Origin of the sequence: Pedobacter sp. P26 (assembly GCF_050632135.1) — a bacterium.
Taxonomy (GTDB): domain Bacteria; phylum Bacteroidota; class Bacteroidia; order Sphingobacteriales; family Sphingobacteriaceae; genus Pedobacter.
This window is the reverse complement of sequence record NZ_CP192574.1, coordinates 2,102,184-2,124,305: the sequence shown is the minus strand read 5'-3', so window position 1 is coordinate 2,124,305 and position 22,122 is coordinate 2,102,184. Positions and strand designations below refer to the sequence as shown.

Here is a 22,122-nt window from a genome sequence, read left to right as displayed (position 1 = left end):
GGAAGAAGAAAATTTCCAACCGATTTACAGCATACCGAACCTACTGTGATGCCAAATAATAACCTTACACCTGAACAGTATGCACAAAAATTAATGGCCCAGAGCCAGAAGTTTACGAATGATAATTTTACGATGTACAAATATAAAACCGCACCATCGCAAAACTATCAGTTTACCATGGGCAGGTTAATCGGTATTGATACCACAAATAACAAAAAACTTGGTTATACAGCATCTTTAAACTACCGCAACAACCAGAACATTAATATTGTTGAACAACAAACCAGAAGCGAATGGAATGCTAACACTCCAAATACGGGTGCCAAATACATGTTTAACACCACTTTAGCAGCCATGTTAAATGTAGGCTTACAACTGGACAAAAATAGGTTTAGTTTCCGCAACACCTACACACATATTTACAATAACGACCTGCTAAGAACGGTTGGCTACGATGCAAACGATGGTTTTACTTTTTATACCAATGGACTAAAACCGAATGCCATCATCGAAACCGACGACCCTACCTATACAGATCTTTTACAAAATAAACTCAACGGGCAGCATCAGGTTGGCAAGGTTAAATTAGAATGGAACCTATCCAGAACATCAATAGACCGTAAAGAGAAGGATATGGGTATTACTACACAGAACTTACAAAACGTAGGTAACGATTACGAGTATTTTTACCAGGCAAGTGGGCAAAGGGAGGGAAATATCAAACCCACATCGCGCCATAACTACAGCAACAATGAGCACCATTTTTCATGGGGGGAGATGCAAGCATGCCTTTTAAAACAGGGCCTTTAAATAACACCTTAAAAACCGGCTATTTTGGCATACAGAAGCAAGGATCGTTAAACTGGGAAATCGTTTCGCTGGTTCAAAACGCTACAATTCCTGATAGTTTAAGACATATCCCAATTGGACAGATGATTGATCCGGCAAAAATTGGCAACAATGGCTACAATTACTTTATAAGCCCATATTATCTAAATGGCTATAAAGGAAAAAGTATTACCAATGCAGCTTATGTGATGCTCGATAACCGCCTTGCTGAAAAGTTACGGTTAGTTTGGGGTGTTAGGGCCGAATATTATAAATATACCGAGCAACGCAATGATCTTAATATTAAGGGAACAAGCCTATTTTCGCTTCCTCCAGAAAATAAATGGCGATGGTTGCCATCGGCCAATCTTACCTACAGTCCTACCAAACAGATTAACCTGAGGGCAGCATTTTCAAATGCAGTAATCAGACCAGAGTTAATGGATAACAGTAAGTTTTTTAGATACGACCCAATGTTTGATGGATTGTTTGGCAATGAAGGTTTAGCCAGTACCCAAATTAAAAATTATGATTTTAAAGCAGAGTGGTTTCCGGGCCTTGGCGAAATTATTTCGGCAAGCGCATTCTATAAAAAATTCGATAAGCCCGTTGAAATTACTTACAGCCTATCAAACGGCATTGGTTTTTATTATATCAAAAATTCTGATGAAGCCAAAGTCTATGGCTTAGAATTCGAACTGAGGAAAAATCTCGGCTTTATTTCCAGCTATGCCCTGTTATCGCGCCTTACCCTTTACGGAAACCTTACCCTGCAAACAGCAGATGTTGTGGGCACCTACAAAACCAAAGGACCAGATGGAAATGATATAATGGTAAGCTCTAAAGCAAAAAGGAACATGTACGGACAAGCACCCTATCTTCTTAATGCCGGTTTGCAATATTTGGACGAACATTTTGGATTTAACATTGCCTACAATAAATCAGGGCGTAAAACAACACTTGTTAGTCCGGAGCTTAACAATATTGAGTACGAAAACCCACGTGCACAGATTGATGCACAGGTGAGTTATAAATTTTACAAAAACAAATTCGAAGTTAAAGTAAATGCAGGCAACCTGCTCAATAAAGCATCTGTTATTTTCAAAAACACAGCCAGCTACGAAGCTAACCCTGATCATATCGCCGGCACTTCCGATTACAGTACCAGATTCCGCCTGAAGCCCGGTTTTACAAACAATTTAGATGATGGAGACCAGATTATGTTTTCGCAAAAATTTGGCCGCACTTACAGCACTTCCATTACCTATAATTTTTAAAAGCTACCATGAAAAACAATTTAAATAAGCTTACAACATTTAATCAGAAAGGAGGAACAGTGTTTCCTGCATAGCCATAAAAAAAACGAAAGGTTGTATCAGAACCCTCCGTTTTAAACCGATCATTTCTAGTGGAACGGCCAATCCAGGATAAACCTGAAATATTTATAAAAACCTGCTGTTAAAAGCCAAGGGCAGCCAACAGATCTGCTTAGTTATCGATAAGAAATACTAAAGATATAAAAAACATCCTATTTAGTGATATGCAGGCTTTTATTTCCATAAAAAACAAGGAATTATCTGTCCCTACCTCTAAATAACAAAAAAAATCAACCTAAAAAACATGGATCGTACCTATCAGATCCTATGAAAACAAAAAAACGAAAATGAAAAATTTCAAAAACTTAATCGGTCTTTTATCAATTGTTGCTGTGTCTTTTACAGCTTGTAAGAAAAATGAAGGTGCTTCATCTGCATTTGGCAACCGCAGCACTTCAGCAGCAGATTATTCACAATCATCATTGCCAGTTGTGGCAGTTAGCGGAGACATTACCAGCTCTGTTACCTGGACAGCAGGAAACGTTTACGAATTAAGTGGCGTAGTAACCGTAAGAAGTGGCGCTACATTAACCATCCAGCCAGGTACTTACATCAAAGCATCAGTTAATACTACCGGTGTACAAAACGGTGTATTGGTTATCGCAAAAGACGGTACCATCAACGCTGTTGGTACAGCTAATGCTCCAATAGTATTTACCAGCCGTTACCTTTTAGATGGTAATGCCAGCACAACAGGTAAACCTGGTGATTTTGGTGGTGTAATTATTTTAGGTAATGCAAAAATCAACGTTACGGATAAATTAATTGAAGGTTTAGCAGATGAAGGTAAATTCCACTACGGAGGTTCTAACGATGCGGATAACCGTGGTACTTTCCAATATGTACGCATTGAGTACGCTGGTTTCCAATTGGCTCCAAATGTTGAGGTTAACGGTTTAACTTTAGGTGGTGTAGGTAGCGGTACTACTATCGATCACGTACAGGTTTCTTACGGTCTTGATGATGGATTTGAGTTCTTCGGTGGTACAGTTAGTCCGAGCAATTTAATTGCATTAGCTTCTGATGATGATCAGTTTGATTTCGATAATGGTTTCACTGGTGCCCTAACCGATTGTATCGCTATTGCCGATAAAAATTCTACACACAGTACAAGCAGCGGCGCCAGCGATTCAAACGGTATCGAATCTGATAACAATGCACCTGGAGAAGATGCTACTTTTAGCTTATTACCTAAAACTCACCCAACTTTAACTAACGTAAGTGTTTTCGGAACTGAAAATACTGCTGGTATTGCTGGTTTAGGTTACCGTAATGGTATCCGCGAGCGTAGAGGTTCGGAAGTTACTTTGATCGACGTAATTGTTTCTGGTTATCCAAGAGGTATCGTTTTTGATGCTGACGCCAATGCAAGTCTTTCAGATCTTAATTCTACATCTGTTCACGGTTTTACAAGCGCTGTTACAGCAGCAGTTGGTACTTATGTTGACGGTGGTGGTAACACTTTAGTAGTTAACGGTAGCAATGCAAGTGCATTTGGTGTAAGCCAACCTTGGTACAATACTCCAGGTTCTCCATCTACAGTTACTTTACCAAGCTGGGCAGCTACATGGTCAAAACTTGTATTTTAATTTTTTCTCTCTTATCAAAAGAGACCGTACCCTTTGGGTATGGTCTCTTGATTATAAAAACAGGATTGTTCTGTTTTAAATGATAATTACCCTTTTTATGAAACTAAAAATCTTTACCCTTTTCCTTTTTTCGGCCATTATAGCCTTAGGTTTATCCTGTCGCAAAGCAGAACTTCTCCAACCAGAACCACCAAAAGTTATCCAGTTAAGTATTAGCGGAAATACAGAGGTAGATCTAGAATACCTGTATAAAGATAGTGTAATAGCTGATACCAAAACTGGTACTACAAATAGTATCAATATTAAAACCCTGCTTACGGTAAAAGACCAGAACGCTACTCTAAAGGTAAGAAAGAAAGGTACAGCAGAAATATTACTGACCAAAAACATTACTGCAACACCATTCGATCAAAGTATCAGTATTTTTTACGATGGCACTAAAGTATACAACAATTCCATTTCATTGGCAATTAAAAGTTATGCGCTATCCGGAGAGCTCGAATTTTTATTGGATGGAAATCTGTTCACTTCAGGAACCGGCGCTATCAATAAAGTATCCTCAATACTAATTGATAAGGGCACAACAAGAGAAATTACCATCCGCAAAAAGGGGGAAACAGCCATTCTACTTAAAAAAATAATCGAATCAACAAATGCACAGCAGAACATCGGTTTCTTTTTTGATGGAAACAAGATAGTTGATAATGTAAAACTCGATCCTCCTGCTAATCCGGCCAATATGATGATCAGTGCCAAATTTGAAACCACATTTCCGATTCAATTTAAAGGTGTTGATGTAGATCTCGTATTTTATACCAGGCCTTCATCTGCTGCAAACACGGTAGTTGGTACAAAAGTTATACCCGAAATTAGGTTTACCTTACCAAAAGATGGCTCTTTAAATTCCATTGAGCTACCAGCACTGCCTGGGCCGGATTATATTTACAGTTTCGATATTGTTGAAAAAGGTACCAACAGCTATCCTTATAACTCTGGCACCCCTTTGGTTATTAATGGTTATACACTTAAACCTAACGAAGGTAGAGTTACCTCGGCTTTTGCCACAGATGGATTCAATTTTCAGGCAGGAAAATCTAAATTGTTTGTAATTACAGATGCCAGAACATCGGTAGCTGCTACGAAAACTATTTATGTGTCAGGTGGCAGATTAACAGACCTTTCACAATATTTTCAATAGAGAAATCAAAAGTGTTAAAACCATTTATCATATCAAACTAAAACTAAAGGCAGGAATTTCCTGCCTTTCTGCTATCAAAAAACTGATAACCCCGGGTTATTTTCACTTATCTACAGTTACTTTCCCTGGCTGATCAACAGGCTGGACTAAACTATTCACTAACTTTCTCTCTTGCTTAAAGATGAGGCTGCATCAAAAGTAAAATCTAGCAGTTAAAGGCCTGAATTTTATTTCGTTCTGCGTCATTCTCGCGCAGGCGGGAACGACGGAAGCGCTCAGCGAAGCTAATCTTAAAGCACTCTGCAACAGTATTAGGATTACCAATTAAATTGGGAATGACGACGTATCAAAATATAATTTGCTTAGTGAGCCAGCGTAAATCTTTTTTACACAGCCTCCTATTTTATTTTACTAGTACTGTGTTAAAAAAACAACCACCCACTTTAACTTATTGATAACAATCATTTAACATTCAAAACGATTTAAATCAGTTACTTATTCATTTATTTACATCGCAGATATTAATCTGCACCTTGAATATCCAAACTGATTTTATGCCGTCGTTCTGCACCATCTTACCCTTTATCGGAAACACCGATTTAAGTATCCCTCTTGCCATCGTATTTATCGTTTGCCTGCTTGCCGTAGTCGGATTTGAGTTTGTAAACGGTTTCCATGATACGGCCAATGCTGTAGCGACTGTAATTTATACCAAAGCATTAAAACCTGTTATTGCCATCCCCTGGTCGGGATTTTGGAATTTCATGGGCGTGTTTACCGGAGGGATAGCCGTAGCGATGGGTATTTTAAAACTCGTACCATTAGATGCTTTGATGAACCTCCCAATTGGTGTTGGCGCCGCAATGGTTTTAGCAGTTTTACTGGCCTCCATTGCCTGGAACCTCGGCACCTGGTACCTGGGCATCCCCTGCTCAAGTTCGCATACTATGATTGGCGCCATGATCGGTGCCGGTTTAGCTTTTACCTGGTACTATGGCGGCACAGGCGTAAACTGGGGCAAGGCCGAAGAAATTGGTTTATCGCTCATTTTATCACCCATTATCGGCTTTGGTTTGGCCATGTTGCTGATGTATTTTTTAAAACATGTAGTTAAATACCATGCCCTTTTCCATATCCCGCATGGCGAAAATGACAGGCCCCCGTTATTAATCAGGGGATTACTGATTACCACCTGTACTTTGGTGAGCTTTTTCCACGGCAGTAACGATGGACAGAAAGGTGTGGGCTTATTAATGCTGATCCTCATTGCTTTTCTCCCTGCAAAATTTGCCGTCAACCACCATATCCCCAATGATAAAGTATTATTCCAGCTTAACCAAACGGAACAACTGCTGCAAAAAACAGCTAAACTTAATCAGGATAAAATACTCGATATTACCGCTCTTGTAAAGAAAATAGATCAAGCAAAATTCCACCTTTCCCTTAAAAATGAAACCGACAAGAAAAACACTTATCTTTTCCGTAAGCAGATTGAAGGCGTTATTGCTTCGGTAAAAACAGTCAGGGAAGATAAAACATTGGTGATTAACGCAACCGACGATCAGTTGCTTCATGATAATGCTTCTGAGTTATCGAAACTGGTAGAATTTGCACCACTTTGGGTAATTCTTTTAATTTCGATTTCACTCGGACTGGGTACCATGATCGGTTGGAAACGCATAGCGGTTACCATTGGCGAAAAAATCGGCAACGAGCATTTAAATTATGCGCAGGGCGCTACTTCAGAAATTGTAGCGGCTTCTACCATTGGCCTGAGTACCGCTTTTGGCTTGCCGGTAAGTACTACACACGTGTTATCGAGTGGGATAGCCGGTGCAATGGTGGCTTCTGGCGGACGAAAAAACCTGAACAGTAATACGCTTAAAAACATTGGATTGGCCTGGGTGCTTACCTTGCCAGTATCGATTGTATTGGCTATTTTGTTATTCATGCTTTTTCACCTGTTTATTTAACAGTTTTAAAATATTATTCTCCAAAAAATGAAACAGATACTTGTAGCAACGGATTTTTCAAGAAGTGCCGGAAATGCCCTCTCCTACGCACTCGCCATGGCAAAAACGCTGAAAATGGAAGTTGTGGCTATTCATGCCATCCATCCTACCGAAGGTATAAATAACAGTACCTACAATGCCATTTTTATCGAATCTTATTACGGAAATAAAAGAGCTGCTTTAAAGGAATGGGCCGAAAACATCCGCGAAAGGGAAAACCTTAAAGATGTAAAGCTCGAAACAATATGTGATGTTGGTTTTTTAAAAACAGTAATTACCAAACATACTGAAAACAATCCGGTAGAGCTATTGGTAATGGGCATAACAGGTGCCACCGGGATTAGCGGAATTGTAGGCAGCAACGCCAGCATGGCCGTTACCAAAATGCGGATTCCAACATTAATTGTTCCTTTAGAGAGCAGTTTTACCAACTTCCCCATTATTACGCTGGCCACTGATTACGAAACAGTATTATCGCCAAAAGACATTACTGCCCTTAGCGAACTGTTAAAATCCTCCGGAACGAGGAAAATGCAGGTGCTTTATGTGGCTGAAAAATCGGATGAAGTACACATCCAGACGGGTGAAAAACGGATCAGGGATCTTTTACCAGATACGGAGATCGAATTTAACTACATTATGGACAGCAGTGCCCCAAATGGTATTATGGATTTCATCAAAAGTAACCATACCGATATCCTTTGCCTGGTTAAACACCATCACAATATTATTTACCGCTTATTTACCAGCAGCACGGTTAATCAGGTAATGAACAAAACGGTGAAAGCTATTTTGGTATTGCACGAATAATAGGGGTAAATGACCAAAAATCAATTTTCAATGATCAGTTAGCGAGCGCCGATAAAATATTACTATCCTTTCCTCGGCGTATCCCTATCGATCAATTTGTCATCCTGAATGCAATGAAGGATCTTTATAATGAAAATGATTAAATAGATTTCTCCATTCCGCTGCGCTACAGTCGAAATGACGATTTTTCTAATTAATATAAACGGCAAAATCTTAGTGTCCTTAATTTCTTAATGGTCAAAACGAGTAAGAACCAATAATCAAATTACAATGACTGAACGGTAACTGCCACTTCAACGATCAAATAATTTAACAATGAAATAAATAGGCAATTGCCAGTACTAATAAACCAATGACAAATGAATCAACTACTTTCTCACCTTCTTATAAAGCCTCTCGATTTTTTTAGCATCCTTTTTAAAGGTTTCAATATAATCTTCTATTTCCTTTTTAGATAAGGTTTCTACCTTGGCTTTAACATCATCCTTAAATCGGCCAACCGCAAGCAACTGGTTTTCATTATCCCGAAATTTCACATTAGGAAAAAGTTCGGTGATGTGTCGCTTATTCCTTTCCCTGATCTCGCTCAGTTTAGTAAAGGATTTTGGATGTTTGTCGGTGTTGATGTCTGTAAGTGAATCATAATAGTCGTAATCGCCGATATAATTGATAAGATTTAGGGTAACAATGTTCGGATCCATATTGTACATTTGTTTCAGTTAAATATAGGATTTTGTGTTCAGAATACAAGAAGTAACAGCATTTTTAGAAGATAATTGGAGTTAATAATATGAAATTAGCCATGTCTATTGTTGGGTGGTCTGGAGTGGTATTTTGCACGCTCGGATACCTTTTATTAAGTATGAAATTAATCCGCGCAGATTCCATCTCCTTCCAGGCACTTAATATTATGGGTGGATTATGCCTGGCAGTTACTGCCGTTGATACCCAGGACCTTCCCAATGCAGCAGCAAATGTACTCTGGATGTCTATCGGTTTATTCGCTTTAAGCCGTCAGTTTAGCAAACGGGAGCAGAAACAACCTTAATTGGAGATATGCATAGTGTATCGTAGGCTTTTTGCTTATAATAGGCTAAACGTTCCGAATAAGCTTTTTTATCACTTTCCATCGAAAGATAAAAATAAGCCCCATCAACCATTACAAAAATAAAATCTGCAGCAACCTGTGGGTTATCTACATTTGTAATGCACTGTGCATTGCACTGTTCGATCAACAGGGCAAGTCTATTGCGCAACGAATCCAGAATCATCTTATATTTAAGCTTGATTTTTTTCCCTGAATGCCAAAGCATAAAAAGTATAAAATAAACCGTCATCAAAAAGCAGGTTCCATTTTTTAGAAAACAACATTTCTATAGTTTTCTGTAAGTCATCCAGACTTGCTTGTTCTTTATGTTTGAGGGTATAAATCAATAAATACCGGTCTAGTATATGGTCAATCAATTCGTAAGTAAGTCCTTCCTTGGTTTCAAAATAATGAATAATAAGGCTTGGGTTAATATCCATCACCTTGGCAATCTTGGCAATAGATGTATTTTCATAACCTTCTTTTTTGGCTACCTGATAAAATACTTTAATAATCTCCAGTCGTCTGGTCTCTTTTAGGCTTTTGCGTCCCATTATGCGGTTAATTTAATTGAGCAAACTACTCAAAAGTAGCTGTATTCTGCAAATTTATTTTAATTAATAAATTGAATGAACGTTCAATTAATATATTAATTAAATCTTAACTTAACCTTAATATGATATACTCAATTTAGCAGCGCTGAAAAGCACCTGTCATTCCAAAAACAAACAACTAAATATTAAGTAAAATGAAAAAAAGCTACTATGGATGTTCACCCTGTTGATCCTATCCGCTAGCGGCTTTGCTCAGGGAATCGCCATTAAAGGTGTTGTTTCCGATGCAAAGACCGGGGAAACAATCCCAGCGGTTAACATCATTGTAAAGGGAACAAACCTGCACATCGCAACCAACAGCAATGGTTTTTACACGATTAATAGTGTAAAACCAGATGCAACGTTGATTTTTTCTTATATCGGCTATAAGCAACAGGAGATTGCTATAGGCGGAAGAGCGAAAATTGATGTCTCATTAGCTCCTGATTATGCCAACCTTGATGAGGTAATGGTAGTTGGATTTGGAACCAAGAAAAAAATCAATGTAGCCGGTGCAATTGACCAGATTTCGGGCAAACAGCTCGAATCAAGACCGGTAACCAACGTATTACAGGGTCTACAGGGAATTAGTCCAGGCCTGAACATTACTTATGCAGGAGGTGCGCCAGGCAGTGTACCTAATATCAACATCAGGGGTTATACTTCTATCAATGGAGGATCTCCATTAGTTGTAATTGATGGTATTCCGGCAACAAGTAATGATGATATGCTGCGATTAACACCGTCCGACATTACCTCTTTCACTGTATTGAGAGATGCAGCATCTGCAGCCATTTATGGTGCCCGTGCAGCATTTGGTGTAATCTTAATTACAACTAAACAAGGTGTTGCCGGTAATAATGTAATTAGTTACAATACCTTCCAATCATGGGCAAAACCAACTTTACTGCCTAAGCCGGTAACCGATCCATACATTTTTTCGAGGGTTCTCGAAACTTCTACTGATAATACCCCATGGGATTATGTAAATTATTCTGATGAGTATTACCGTTGGGCAAAAGAAAGGTCGGATAATCCTTCTGTACCCGATACACGGTTAAATCCAACCGATCCGACCAAGTGGGCCTATATGGGAAGTAATGATTGGTATAACTATTTTTTCAATAATTCGAGTTTATCCAAAAGCCATACCCTAACCTTTTCTGGCGGTGCTACGGTAAACGAAAAACCATTAACCTATTACCTTTCAGCAGATTACACCAGAGATAATGGATTAAACAAACTTACTGCCGATTATTGGGACCGTTATGGACTCAGATCAAAAGTGGGTTTCTCTCCACTTTCATGGCTTAAAATCGATAATAACCTGAATATTTATCAAACCAAACGTGCACTTCCAAACGGAAACATTACCGACCTGTATTATCTTATGCCTACCGATGTGGCTAAAAACCCTGATGGTACCTGGGCTAATACCGCTGCTGGTAAACTGGCTGCAAAACTGGTTGATGGTGGAAACAACCTTCAGAATATGTTCGGTTTCCAGAATATTACCAGTGCTACTGCTTTATTTTTAAAAGGCGATCTGCAGGTAAATGCGGATGCATCTTTTAAACGCGAACTCTGGAAAAACCAGAGCAACAGCAAAAAATACAAAATCGGTTATGGCCCAAATGATATCCGTGAAGAGGGAGGAAACGGTTCGGTTGCCGAAAATAATGGTTACTTATACAACAATACCTTTAACTTGTACTCGACGTACAAAAAGACTATCGGCGATCATTTTTTTAGTGCAATGGTTGGTTTTAATAGCGAAGATTACAGCTATCCTACAACATACGCAGGCAGAGATATGTTAATTTCTTCGTCTTTGCCATATATATACCTTACCAGTGGTGCAGCATCGGTTGATGCGAACTATTCAGCCTATGCTACCAATAGTGCCTTTTCACGATTAAATTACACCTACAAGAACAGGTACATCCTGGAAGCCACCGGAAGGTACGATGGCTCATCACGGTTTCCTGTAAACAGACGCTGGGGATTCTTTCCTTCTGCTTCTTTTGCCTGGATAGCAAGTGGCGAAGATTTCTTTAAAGCACTATCGCCTGTAGTATCTACCTTTAAACTTCGTACCTCATACGGAGATCTTGGAAATCAGGGCGCTCTTGGAAACGATAATATAGCCAACTTTGGTTATATTCAATCGCTTAAACCAGGTACTTCAGGTTATCTGATTGGAGGAAATGGTCAGAACCAAATCATTACCGGTGCCCCAGGATTAAACGTAGACCCACGAACCTATACGTGGGAAAGGGTATCAACCTTAAATATGGGTACCGATATTGGTCTGTTGAACGATAAACTTTCTTTCACTTTCGATTATTATATCCGTGATACCAAAGGAATGCTTACCGGCGGACAAGAATTGCCAGGTGTATTGGGTACTGCTGTACCACGCCAAAACTCGGCCGACCTGCGTACCAAAGGATGGGAACTTTCGGTAACCTACAGAGACAGGCTTGAATTGGGTTCGAAACCTTTCAGTTTTGATGCCAAAGTATTCCTGGCCGATTCTAAAGCCAAAATCACCAAATTTAAAAATGACCAGAATTTGTTTTCGAGTTTCCGCGAAGGACAGGATATCGGCGAAATATGGGGCTTGCAAAACGATGGCGTTTTCCGCAACAAGGCAGAAATTGCTGCTTTAGATGAATCTGCAATTATTCCTTGGGGCGCCCTATCAATTGTTGAAGGGTGGCCTAAATATGTGGACTTGGATGGAAATAAAAAAATTGAGAGGGGCCTAAGTTCAAGCGATCCAAAAGATTTAAAAATCATTGGCAATAGTTCCGATCGTTATACCATTGGTGCCAACCTGAATATGGATTGGAGGGGCTTTGATCTCTCTGTGTTTTTACAGGGTGTATTAAAAAGAGATTTTTACCCACATCACTATCTTTTCTGGGGGCCTTACCAGCAGCCTTATGCTAACGTTTACCCATGGAACCTCGATTTTTACCGGGGTGCAGCAGATTCTCCTGAGCAAAGGGCAAAACATTCCGCATCTTATCTAGCAGCTGGTTTAGCCGATGCCAATACAGATTCGCAATATCCAGTATTACAATCTTGGCTTGCTGATGCCAATTATGGATCTGGCCTGGATATTCCTCAAACCAAATACCTGCTAAATGGTGCTTACCTGAGGATCAAAAACGTATCATTGGGCTATACCTTACCAGGCAAGTGGACCAAAAAGTTTAATATAACCCGTTTACGTTTTTTTGTTACGGGAGAGAACCTGTATGAGTTTTCTTCAATCAAGAAATTCATCGATCCAGAAGCGGTTAACCAAGGGCCGAGTGCCTGGGCATATCCTTATCAGCGCAGATATGCTATTGGTTTAAACCTCGATTTTTAACCTTCGGATCTATCACAGTTAAATCATTTGAAAATGAAAAAGTATATATATATCTTATTTATTGCAGCTGTGGGTATACTTGCAGCCTGCAAAAAAGTGGACTGGACCGTTTCCCGCAAACATCTATCTCCCCTAACCTCTTTTTTAATACAGAAAGTGATCTTTCACTCTATGTAAACGGCTTGCTCTCTCAACCAGACCGTAATACCTATCTAAATGATCAGAGTACGGATAATGTAGCCACTACAGCGGCAGTCGAGGTAAAAAACATTATGGCCGGCAACACGAACGCCCAGAATATTAACACGGGATGGAGCTGGAGCAGGTTACGAAATATTAATTATTTTCTGGAAAACTGTGGAAAAGCACAGGTTTCTGCAGCAGTTAAAAATCATTATGCAGGCTTAGCCCGTTATTACCGTGCCGAATTTTATTTGGATAAAGTAAAACGTTTCTCTGATGTACCCTGGTATTCAGGCACACTGGAACCAGGCGATGAACAACTTTACAAACCGCGTGATCCACGGGCATTGATAGCGGACAGTATCATGGCCGATTTAGATTTTGCCTATAAAAATGTGAGGGAAAGTGTTCCGGTAGGTACTCCGGGTAAATGGGCAGTAGCAACCTTATATGCCCGGACTGCACTTTATGAGGGCACCTATCGTAAATACCATAATGAACTGAATTTAGCCGCTTCCGCAAATACTTTTTTAGAAACCGCAGCAAGAGTTTCAGGAGAGATTATAGCTGCTAAAAAATTTACTATTTACAAAACTGGAAAACCAGAGCAGGATTATGGAACACTATTCTCCAGTCAAGATTTAACAGGCAATAGTGAAGTGATTTTGGTAAACATCTTTGACATGAGCAAGAGCAAAAGTCAAAATGTTAATTCAACTGTTTTTGGAGATTATGAACAGGCACCTGCTAAAGACCTATTACAAACTTATTTGATGAGAGATGGTAGCCGCTTCACCAATGTATCAGGTTACGCACAATTGGGTTTTGTAGAAGAATTTAAAAACCGCGACCCAAGGATGTCGCAAACGATGGTTTACCCGGGTTGGATCAGAGTACCAGATCCAACACCATATATCCAGCGTTTAAACAAAAATTTCACAGGTTACCACCAGCTCAAGGGTTATGTAAACAGTACCGATAATGCGATTTTAAATGGTGTAGATTTTCCAGTTTACCGCTATGCAGAAGTACTGTTAACCTATGCTGAAGCGCTTGCCGAATTAGGCACATTAACGCAGGGTCAGCTCGACCAATCCGTAAATTTAATTCGTAAAAGAGCGGGCTTGCCTGATCTTAATCTGACAACCGCTAATACCAATCCTGACCCGGCGTTGCAATTGCAATATCCAAATGTTACCACCAATGCGGGCATTATACTCGAAATCAGAAGGGAACGTAGGATAGAATACGCTTTCGAAAACATGCGGTTTGACGATTTAATGCGCTGGAAAGCAGGAAAACTGCTTACTAAAAGTCCCGAAGGTATGTATTTTGCCGGATTGGGCAAATATGACCTCACTGGTGATGGTGTTGACGACATTATCCTGATCGACAGAACGGCAACTATCCCTGGTGAAGATCAGAAAGAAAAGAACTCGCTCGGTGTAAAACTTAATTATTACCGCGCAGGATTAATTGGTACCGATGCTACAGTTTACTTAAAGAATGGCAATTCAGGGGGCAATATTGTAACAGAAAATGTGACCAGAAATTTCGAAGAACCAAAATTCTATTATCGCCCTATTCCACAGCAAGAGGTGGTGTTAAATCCTAAGCTAAAACAAATTTTTGGTTGGTGATGAAAACAGAAATAAAAAGAAGGTATTTATTAAAGGCAATTGGACTTTCTGCCGGCGCTGCATTTTCGGGTACATTGCCAGCACTGGCATCGGAAGCTTTCATCGAAAAAGCAAAAGATAAAAAACTCGTACTCACTGTACCACATATTACCGATGTACATATACGCGCAGGAGAAAATGCCCCTGAACGTTTTAAAGCATGTTTAAAACAGATTATCAGCAAGTATAAAGTTGATTTTTTCTTAAACGGAGGTGATTCGATAAACGATGCTTCTTACGACAATGTCTTGCGTAATCAAGTAACAGAACAGTGGGCTATTTGGGATGAATGCATTCAAACAATTGATAAATACGAAATACACAGTTGTATTGGCAATCATGATACCTGGTGGAAAGCACCTACAAAAGATGATGAAATGTATGGGAAGAACTATGTGGTAAAAAGGCTGAAAATCCCTAACCGTTATTATAGTTTCTCTAAAAAGAACTGGCATTTTATTATTCTGGATGGAAATAACAGTAAAATATCGCTTGATGATGAGCAATATAATTGGCTTGACCAGGAATTAAAAAATCTAACTGCTGGTACACCTACCCTGCTCATGTCGCATTATCCAATCCTGGGCACTACCCAGGTTTTGGTTGGTGGCGGACATTCGGACTGTAAAAAACTGAAAGATCTTTTCTACAAACACCGCGATAAAGTAAAAATCTGCTTAAGCGGCCACAACCATCTTTCCGATCAAACCGTTTATAATGGTGTTCGATACTGCTGCAACGGGGCCATGAGTGGTTTTTGGTGGGGCAAGGGCGATGCCGAATCAGCTGGACCTGGCTATTACCTGGAAACGCCACCTGGCTATGCAATACTTAAAATGTACGATGACGGAACAGTTGAAAATGAATATTTCCCACACACTTTCTAATCATAAAACGATGTTACTAAGGACAATTATTTTCGCGTGCTTTTTTCTTTATCACTATCGGCACTTGCCCAAAATAAGCCACGAAAAGTGGTGTATGTTATCGCCGACGGCATTCCTGCCGATGTAATAGAACGTTTGGCGTTACCTAATTTCAAAAAGATCATCTCAGCAGGATCCTATTCGCGGATGTATGTAGGTGGCGATAAAGCAAGTTACAATGAAACACCAACTATATCTGCTGTTGGTTACAATAGCCTGCTTACCGGCACCTGGGTAAACAAGCATAACGTACCCGATAATGATATCAAGGCACCGAATTATAACTACCAGCACATTTTCAGGCTTTTTAAAAGCCAATATCCTGATAAAAAAACAGCTATTTTCTCCAGCTGGACCGACAACCGAACCAAACTACTTGGCGATGGCCTTCCCGAAACCGGAAACTTTAAACCCGATTTTGTTGCAGATGGTTTTGAGTTAGATACTGTTCGCTTTAAACATGATAAAAAGGCTGACTATATGCATCTTATTGATGAGGAAGTAGTTAAACAGGCTGCAAAGACTATTCATGACAAAGCGCCTGATCTTTCGTGGGTATACCTGGAATATACGGATGATATGGGCCACCGTTATGGTGATAGTCCGGAGTTTTACAAAGCTGTTGAGATGCTGGATAAACAAATGGGCCAGATCTGGGATGCCATTACGTATCGTCAACAGCAATTTAAAGAAGATTGGCTGATTGTTATTACAACCGATCATGGACGTGATGAAAAAACCGGCCGCGGACATGGCGGACAATCTGAGCGTCAACGTTCTACCTGGATGGTGAGTAGTTATAAAAACCCGAATACCTATGCCCAATATTTCGATCTTGGTATAGTAGATATTATGCCTTCCATTGCCCGTTACCTTAATGTGAAACTGCCAAAAAGTGTCGAACAGGAAATTGACGGCACATCATTTATTGGCCCGGTATCCATATCCGCATTAAAAGCAAATTATGTACAAAATCACCTCGACATTAGCTGGAAAGCAGTGGAAAAGAAAGGGAAAGTAAAAATTTGGCTGGCAACCACCAACGCGTTTAAAACAGGAGGAAAAGATGACTATCATTTATTGGGCGAGGTTGATGTTAATCAGCAACATTATTTGGCAGACCTTAAAAACTACCCATCCTCTTTCTATAAACTCTTAGTTGAAGCACCAGATAACATGCTCAACAAATGGATAAGCGTTAAATAATTAGCTTTATTCTTATAATTTTTACGTCCAAGCCCAATAGCTGATCATTTAGGATTGGATATTGGGCTTTTTTAATTACTGATGGCACTTATCTTAATTGAATAACATAAGCAAAAAACTATATTTTTAAATTTTGAAATATTCATACGTTTTAACCAATTTTTAGGACTTATAGACCTTTTTTAATAATGGTTCTTGAGCGAAATTTGTAGTCTAATCATCGGCAGAATCACGTTTATTGATTTTTCTAGCTGATGACAAATCCAAATTCAATAAAAAATGGTCAGTCCCACAAACTCATCAAGCCCCAGCGGTTTAAAAACTGCTATTATCCGATTCCTTATTTATGGTTCAATAATGGCTTTATTGTCTGAATTTTTAAAGTGGAATGTGCAACACGAAGCAGGAAGTAATAAATTCAATGAAGAATCAGTCGTAGAATATGTGCAGAGCTTGCTACTACTGCTAAGTGCCCTTACTTACCTTTATATTTCATTCAAACATAAATCATCATTCCCACTTGCTTTTGCGTTATTTAGCTTCACTATGGCTTCTCTTATCAGAGAGCAAGACGCTTTTCTTGATGAGCATGTTTATGATGGAGCGTGGCAAACCGGAGCTTTTGGTCTGCTTCTTCTTGCAACTATTATTGTATACAGAAATAAAAGACTCTTTTTTGCTAACCTAAACGGTTTCGTAAATAAATTTTCCTTTGGGATACTTCTATCAGGAATTTTAACTACTTATATTTTCGCGCGTTTGTATGGTAGAAAAGTGTTTTGGATGGCCGTTATGGAAAATCAATATACCCGTGATGTGAAGAATGTGTCAGAAGAATCGCTTGAACTTTTTGGTTATACACTTATTCTTATCGCTACTGTGGAATTTTACCTGCTTACGAAAGCAAAAAGCAATTACTTAGCTTTAACAATGAGCAACAGACAAACAACATTTAACCTTTCAGCATAACATCATACGTTGAAGTATTATTTAACCGATCAATGCTGCTTGTCTAATCACTAATAGCCTTGGTTAGGTTTTTCTCAAAGCGCTTCAAAGCTGTCTTACGCATTAAATAATTGAAAGAAATAATACCCAAAAATGCGCAGCTTAATCCTGCTAATACATCAAGCGTATAATGATGACTGGTATAAACGGCCGAAAACCAGATGCCAAGCATTACTGTAAAAAAGAAAATATTAATTTTCCCCAAACGGTTTTTTAAACCATAATAAACAACAATAACGGGATATGATGAGTGCAACGATGGCATGGCCGCAAACACGTTAGAACCTTTACTGTATATTCCCTTAAAGAGTGTAATATTAAAATAGTGATCGAACCGGGCTAAACCCGCAGTATTCCCAGCTGTTTTGGCGATAAAGTCAAAACCATGTTCCTGCACATACCAGGGTGGTGCAGCCGGAAAAGCGTAATAAACTACAAAGCCCAACAGGTTTACCCAAACAAAGGTGAGCGAGAACCGAACAAATTGTTCTTTGTTTTTAAAGAACAGGTAAGTAGCAAAAGCCAGTGGAACCGGTACCCACATGAGGTAGAATAGCCCGGTAAGTACATCTAAAAACGAGGTGCTGTTCAGTTTCCAATATTCGTTTGGTGTAAGTTTTAAACCGCTATGGTTAATACCAAAAATACTTTTCTCCAGATCGTATAAATCTTTAATATGGACGGTATTGAACAGGTAATTCGGAAAGGCCTTCATGTAATCAAAAAGGATCCAATAAACAATGAAGATCGAAAAACCGAGAATGAAACGCCTTGTCCCTACAGAAATATAAAACAGGCTGTTAAAAATAAAAATCAGCACCAGCTGATCGGTTTTAAAGCCGACCAGTAGTACTGATAACAATAGATATCCAACAGATACAGCAACTGTCAGATAAATATTCCGAAGATTATAAAAACTGTTTTTAAGCAAAACTTCTTGCTGCATATTATTTTTTATCAAAATTAGACCTAAAAATATGGTCCCAAAAAGTCCAGCTTACCCCGTAACCTTTTGTCGAATCGGAATAATGGTGAAGCATGTGGTGTTGCTTTAGCTGTTTCCAGAAGCCGCTTTTAAAATTGGCATGGTGAAGTGCGTAATGCACCATATCGTAAAAGAGATAACCGATCATAAACCCTGAGAAAAACGGATAAACGGTGGTTGCGGGTAATATCCAATCGAAGAGAAAGTAAAAACCTAAGGCCATCGGGATACTGGCTGAAGGTGGCATCACCAATCTTTTGGCATCATTGGGGTAATCGTGGTGTACTCCATGAAAAATAAAATGGATTTTCTTGCCCCATTCTACATCTGGTTCGAAATGAAAAACATAGCGGTGCAGAATGTATTCAGTGATGGTCCAGATGGCTAAGCCCAACAAAAACCAGCCTGCAAAATTTAAAACAGGCATCTGTATTTCTGCCAATGCTTTCCAAAAAAGAAAACCGATAACGGGTACATATACCACCAAAGGCACGTAAAATTGTACTTTTGAGAGGCTTTCTAAAAAGTCGTTTTTAAACATCCTGATGGATGATTTCGAATTTGAAACAAAATTCTTTTTCATTGTAATTATTTAATTGGCCTTAAACTCCGCTCATTTGATCGTCATCCTGAACTTGTTCCAGGATCTTCTTCCCAAATAATCTGTCATTCTGAACTTAGTAAAGAATCTTTTATATCCAATGCTTTATCCTTAAAGATTCTTCGTTTCACTCAGAATGACAATCAATATTCACCTGGTCCGTCATCTCGATCCGATAGCTATCGGATGAAGCAAAGCGGAATGGAGAGATCTTTAAACTGTGCTAAAGGGTCTTTGACTCCGCTCAGACTGACAAATCATATAATCAATCGTCATTCCCGCGCAGGCGGGAATCTTAAAGCTTAGGGCATTACGATTCCCAATCAAGTTGGGAATAACGACGCAATAAAGGTATCCGACTCCTTACTTGATCCGTAATCTCGACTGAAGCAAAGCGAAATGGAGAGACCTATTGAGTTAGATTTCTCGGCTCCGTTGCACCCGATAGCTATCGGGTCCCCTCGAAATGACGAACTTTGTGGGAACGCCACCCGCAAAACGCCCGACGCTACACCTTAATCCTTTCAACTAATACTTTTGAAGGCTCTGAAGCATCAAAACCTTTTATCTCTACATATTTCACATTTGGAAACCAGAATGTACCACCTTCAATCCGAAGGAATATCCGTTCTAACTGCATTTTTTTATTGTTAATTGTCGCAAAAACATGGTATTTTTTGTCTGCACCCGATTTATTCAGATACATTGGCATTTTTTTGTGCGAGGTAAAACGCAGTTCGAACTGTCCGTTACCCAGATTTTTGCTGATAATGCCATAGGCAAATTTCCGCTGGATATAACTCAGTTCCTTCTTCTCTCCTTTGTCTCCGTAACGCATCCAAAACACGTTTACAGGTTGATCTTTATTCACTACTCCATGTTTGTCTACATTTAACTGGCAAATAATGGTATTGGTATTCGGATCGCGCTGTAGATAAAAAAGTTGGTTACTGATGTCTTTAGGCGTTGGAAAAGTAATCGGCGAAGGGTCGCTTCCCTGTGCATTTGCATTAAAAGAAAGCATACCACCTAAACTCGTCATCAAAACCAGTCCCGCAATTAATGCCGCCTTTTTATTTCCTTTTCTTTCATTAAATTCTTGTGCCTCAAGGCCTTTTTTGGCTTCCTGCAACCGTTTAATAGCGGTGATATTGGTCAATAAAGCCATTATGGTAATTGGCATGGTAAAAATCGACATCGTTTCAAAAACATGGAAGGATATGCCCGGCACATAAATTTTATAATCGCCACCGATAAAGTGACCAGCAATACCACAGGCAATGGCAAAAACACCGATGGTGACCACGCGTTCTGGCCGCTGCATTAAACCACCTTTACATTCCACACCTAACCCCTCGGCCCTTGCACGGGTATAACTCACCATCATTGAACCGATGAGCGCAATAAAAGCAAATAGCGAACTTAAAAAATAATGATGCGCCACCAGGTAATAACAGATACCCAAAAACATGATCATTTCACTGTAGCGGTCGAGTACCGAATCGTACAAGGCGCCAAATTTGGAACTCATGTTCCCTAAACGGGCCACCTGCCCATCAAGCATATCGAATAAACCTGCAAAAAGTACCAATGCACCTCCCCAACCAATGTACGACATGTCGCCACGGTTTGATTTTTCGGCACCAAGTACAAAAATGACGGCCACACCGATATTCAGGATCAAACCAATTGTGGTGACGGCATTAGGTGTTAAGCCAATTTTAATCAAGCCCTTAACAAAAGGATTGATCACTTTATAAATGCCCTGTTGAAGGCTGTCCCTTAATTTCTTTTCCATTGCATTTTTATTAAAAATCAAATTTTACCCTTGCCCTTATTCCCCATTCCGAAACTTCCGGATTGTTGAGGTAATTGAAGCGTTTTACCAGATCGACCCTTAACAGCTTGAAGATATTGCCCACCCCAACACTACCTTCCATATAAGGATCATTACCCAATGCATAAGTCCGCTGTGCACCATTTTCGTAAACAGGAAGTTGATATAAACCAGATTGAAAATTTGGATTGTTCTCGTTCCTCAATCCGCCATATAAAGCCTTAAACGATACCACCTCCCTTAATTTCAAGCGTTTAAGCAAAGGCACTTTATTAAAAAAGAAACCGTTAAAATTATGATCGATATTGATACTTACGTAATGATCGCTCACAAACTCAAGAAAGTTCATCAGGTTGTATGAGTTGAGCTGATAGGCATAAGTTTGGTTGGCACGATGTATATCCAATAAAGGGAAAGGCACTTTTCCGGCAATGTAACTGCCCTCTACCGTTACATCACTATAACCCAGCTGTGATAAATAAAAACGTTTATCAATGCTTCCCAACAGGTTATGATAATTGTATTCGCCACCCAAAATACCTTTTAAACCAGCAGTATAACGTAAATGAAATACCGGGTAGCGGTCGGCAATGGGTACACGGTATATTTTTCCCTGGTAAAACTTCTCGTTCGGGGCGTATCTTAACTGTAGCGAGACTTCGCTTGTGGTTAACCTGTTTATCAACTGATTATTTGAATTTAAATAATTCAATCCGCCGGCTGGTGTCTGGCTCCATTTTTTAAAACCCAGGTTATAAGAAAAGTGATTTTCGAACTCTTTTACATAATCCAGGCGGTAAAAATCGTTATACAGCAACATAT

At 39.4% G+C, this 22,122-nt stretch carries 17 protein-coding genes and 1 pseudogene; 12 read left to right on the top strand and 6 right to left on the bottom strand.

What is annotated here, in order from left to right; genetic code table 11:
• Positions 1–48 precede the first annotated feature (48 nt).
• The 6 genes from ACQ86H_RS09765 to ACQ86H_RS09740 all read left to right on the top strand — a co-directional run bounded on the left by ACQ86H_RS09765 (position 49) and on the right by ACQ86H_RS09740 (position 7,813).
• The gene (locus ACQ86H_RS09765) at positions 49–810 is read left to right on the top strand and encodes a hypothetical protein (RefSeq protein WP_431294683.1); all 762 of its coding nucleotides are present in this window, start codon (positions 49–51) and stop codon (positions 808–810) included.
• On the top strand, positions 786–2,105 hold the full coding sequence (locus ACQ86H_RS09760; RefSeq protein WP_431294682.1) for a TonB-dependent receptor domain-containing protein: 1,320 nt from the start codon (positions 786–788) through the stop codon (positions 2,103–2,105). The genes ACQ86H_RS09765 and ACQ86H_RS09760 overlap by 25 nt, the downstream gene beginning before the upstream one ends.
• 386 nt (positions 2,106–2,491) lie before the next feature.
• Positions 2,492–3,793 (top strand): hypothetical protein, encoded by a 1,302-nt coding sequence (locus tag ACQ86H_RS09755; RefSeq protein WP_138822049.1) that lies wholly within the window; start codon positions 2,492–2,494, stop codon positions 3,791–3,793.
• A 97-nt stretch (positions 3,794–3,890) separates the two neighbouring features.
• A complete protein-coding gene (locus tag ACQ86H_RS09750) occupies positions 3,891–4,991 on the top strand; it encodes a hypothetical protein (protein WP_431294681.1) in 1,101 nt (366 codons plus the stop codon).
• Positions 4,992–5,524: 533 nt separating this feature from the next.
• Complete coding sequence (locus ACQ86H_RS09745; protein WP_431294680.1) at positions 5,525–6,964, top strand: inorganic phosphate transporter; 1,440 nt, start codon at positions 5,525–5,527, stop codon at positions 6,962–6,964.
• A 27-nt stretch (positions 6,965–6,991) separates the two neighbouring features.
• Positions 6,992–7,813, top strand: coding sequence for a universal stress protein (locus ACQ86H_RS09740; RefSeq protein WP_431294679.1), 822 nt, complete (start codon positions 6,992–6,994; stop codon positions 7,811–7,813).
• Positions 7,814–8,181: 368 nt separating this feature from the next.
• Here the strand turns inward: ACQ86H_RS09740 and ACQ86H_RS09735 are convergent, their stop codons facing one another.
• Positions 8,182–8,523: a hypothetical protein gene (locus tag ACQ86H_RS09735; RefSeq protein WP_431294678.1), complete on the bottom strand. Its 342-nt coding sequence runs from the start codon at positions 8,521–8,523 to the stop codon at positions 8,182–8,184.
• 80 nt (positions 8,524–8,603) lie between these two features.
• On the opposite strand from ACQ86H_RS09735, the gene ACQ86H_RS09730 reads away from it, so the two are divergent.
• Positions 8,604–8,861, top strand: coding sequence for a CBU_0592 family membrane protein (locus ACQ86H_RS09730; protein ID WP_431294677.1), 258 nt, complete (start codon positions 8,604–8,606; stop codon positions 8,859–8,861).
• Here ACQ86H_RS09730 and ACQ86H_RS09725 read toward each other — a convergent pair.
• A pseudogene (locus ACQ86H_RS09725) lies at positions 8,833–9,454 on the bottom strand (TetR family transcriptional regulator). The gene ACQ86H_RS09730 and the pseudogene ACQ86H_RS09725 sit on opposite strands and share 29 nt — an antisense overlap.
• 214 nt (positions 9,455–9,668) lie before the next feature.
• On the opposite strand from ACQ86H_RS09725, the gene ACQ86H_RS09720 reads away from it, so the two are divergent.
• The 5 genes from ACQ86H_RS09720 to ACQ86H_RS09700 all read left to right on the top strand — a co-directional run bounded on the left by ACQ86H_RS09720 (position 9,669) and on the right by ACQ86H_RS09700 (position 17,838).
• Positions 9,669–12,875 carry a SusC/RagA family TonB-linked outer membrane protein gene (locus ACQ86H_RS09720; RefSeq protein ID WP_431294676.1) on the top strand — a complete coding sequence of 1,069 codons (3,207 nt, stop codon included), beginning with the start codon at positions 9,669–9,671 and terminating at the stop codon, positions 12,873–12,875.
• A gap of 182 nt (positions 12,876–13,057) precedes the next feature.
• On the top strand, positions 13,058–14,698 hold the full coding sequence (locus ACQ86H_RS09715; protein WP_431294675.1) for a RagB/SusD family nutrient uptake outer membrane protein: 1,641 nt from the start codon (positions 13,058–13,060) through the stop codon (positions 14,696–14,698).
• A complete protein-coding gene (locus ACQ86H_RS09710; RefSeq protein WP_431294674.1) occupies positions 14,698–15,624 on the top strand; it encodes a metallophosphoesterase family protein in 927 nt (308 codons plus the stop codon). Before ACQ86H_RS09715 ends, ACQ86H_RS09710 begins: the two co-directional genes overlap by 1 nt.
• Before the next feature lie 36 nt (positions 15,625–15,660).
• Complete coding sequence (locus tag ACQ86H_RS09705; RefSeq protein WP_431294673.1) at positions 15,661–16,869, top strand: alkaline phosphatase family protein; 1,209 nt, start codon at positions 15,661–15,663, stop codon at positions 16,867–16,869.
• A 279-nt stretch (positions 16,870–17,148) separates the two neighbouring features.
• Positions 17,149–17,838: a hypothetical protein gene (locus ACQ86H_RS09700; protein ID WP_431294672.1), complete on the top strand. Its 690-nt coding sequence runs from the start codon at positions 17,149–17,151 to the stop codon at positions 17,836–17,838.
• Positions 17,839–17,881: 43 nt separating this feature from the next.
• Here ACQ86H_RS09700 and ACQ86H_RS09695 read toward each other — a convergent pair whose 3' ends face one another.
• The 4 genes from ACQ86H_RS09695 to ACQ86H_RS09680 form a co-directional block, all read right to left on the bottom strand.
• Complete coding sequence (locus ACQ86H_RS09695; RefSeq protein WP_431294671.1) at positions 17,882–18,823, bottom strand: phosphatase PAP2 family protein; 942 nt, start codon at positions 18,821–18,823, stop codon at positions 17,882–17,884.
• A gap of 1 nt (position 18,824) precedes the next feature.
• The gene (locus tag ACQ86H_RS09690; RefSeq protein ID WP_138822077.1) at positions 18,825–19,445 is read right to left on the bottom strand and encodes a sterol desaturase family protein; all 621 of its coding nucleotides are present in this window, start codon (positions 19,443–19,445) and stop codon (positions 18,825–18,827) included.
• Positions 19,446–19,971: 526 nt separating this feature from the next.
• On the bottom strand, positions 19,972–21,261 hold the full coding sequence (locus ACQ86H_RS09685; RefSeq protein ID WP_431294670.1) for a DUF4833 domain-containing protein: 1,290 nt from the start codon (positions 21,259–21,261) through the stop codon (positions 19,972–19,974).
• A gap of 10 nt (positions 21,262–21,271) precedes the next feature.
• Positions 21,272–22,120, bottom strand: coding sequence for a DUF5686 family protein (locus ACQ86H_RS09680; protein ID WP_431294669.1), 849 nt, complete (start codon positions 22,118–22,120; stop codon positions 21,272–21,274).
• Positions 22,121–22,122: the final 2 nt, after the last annotated feature.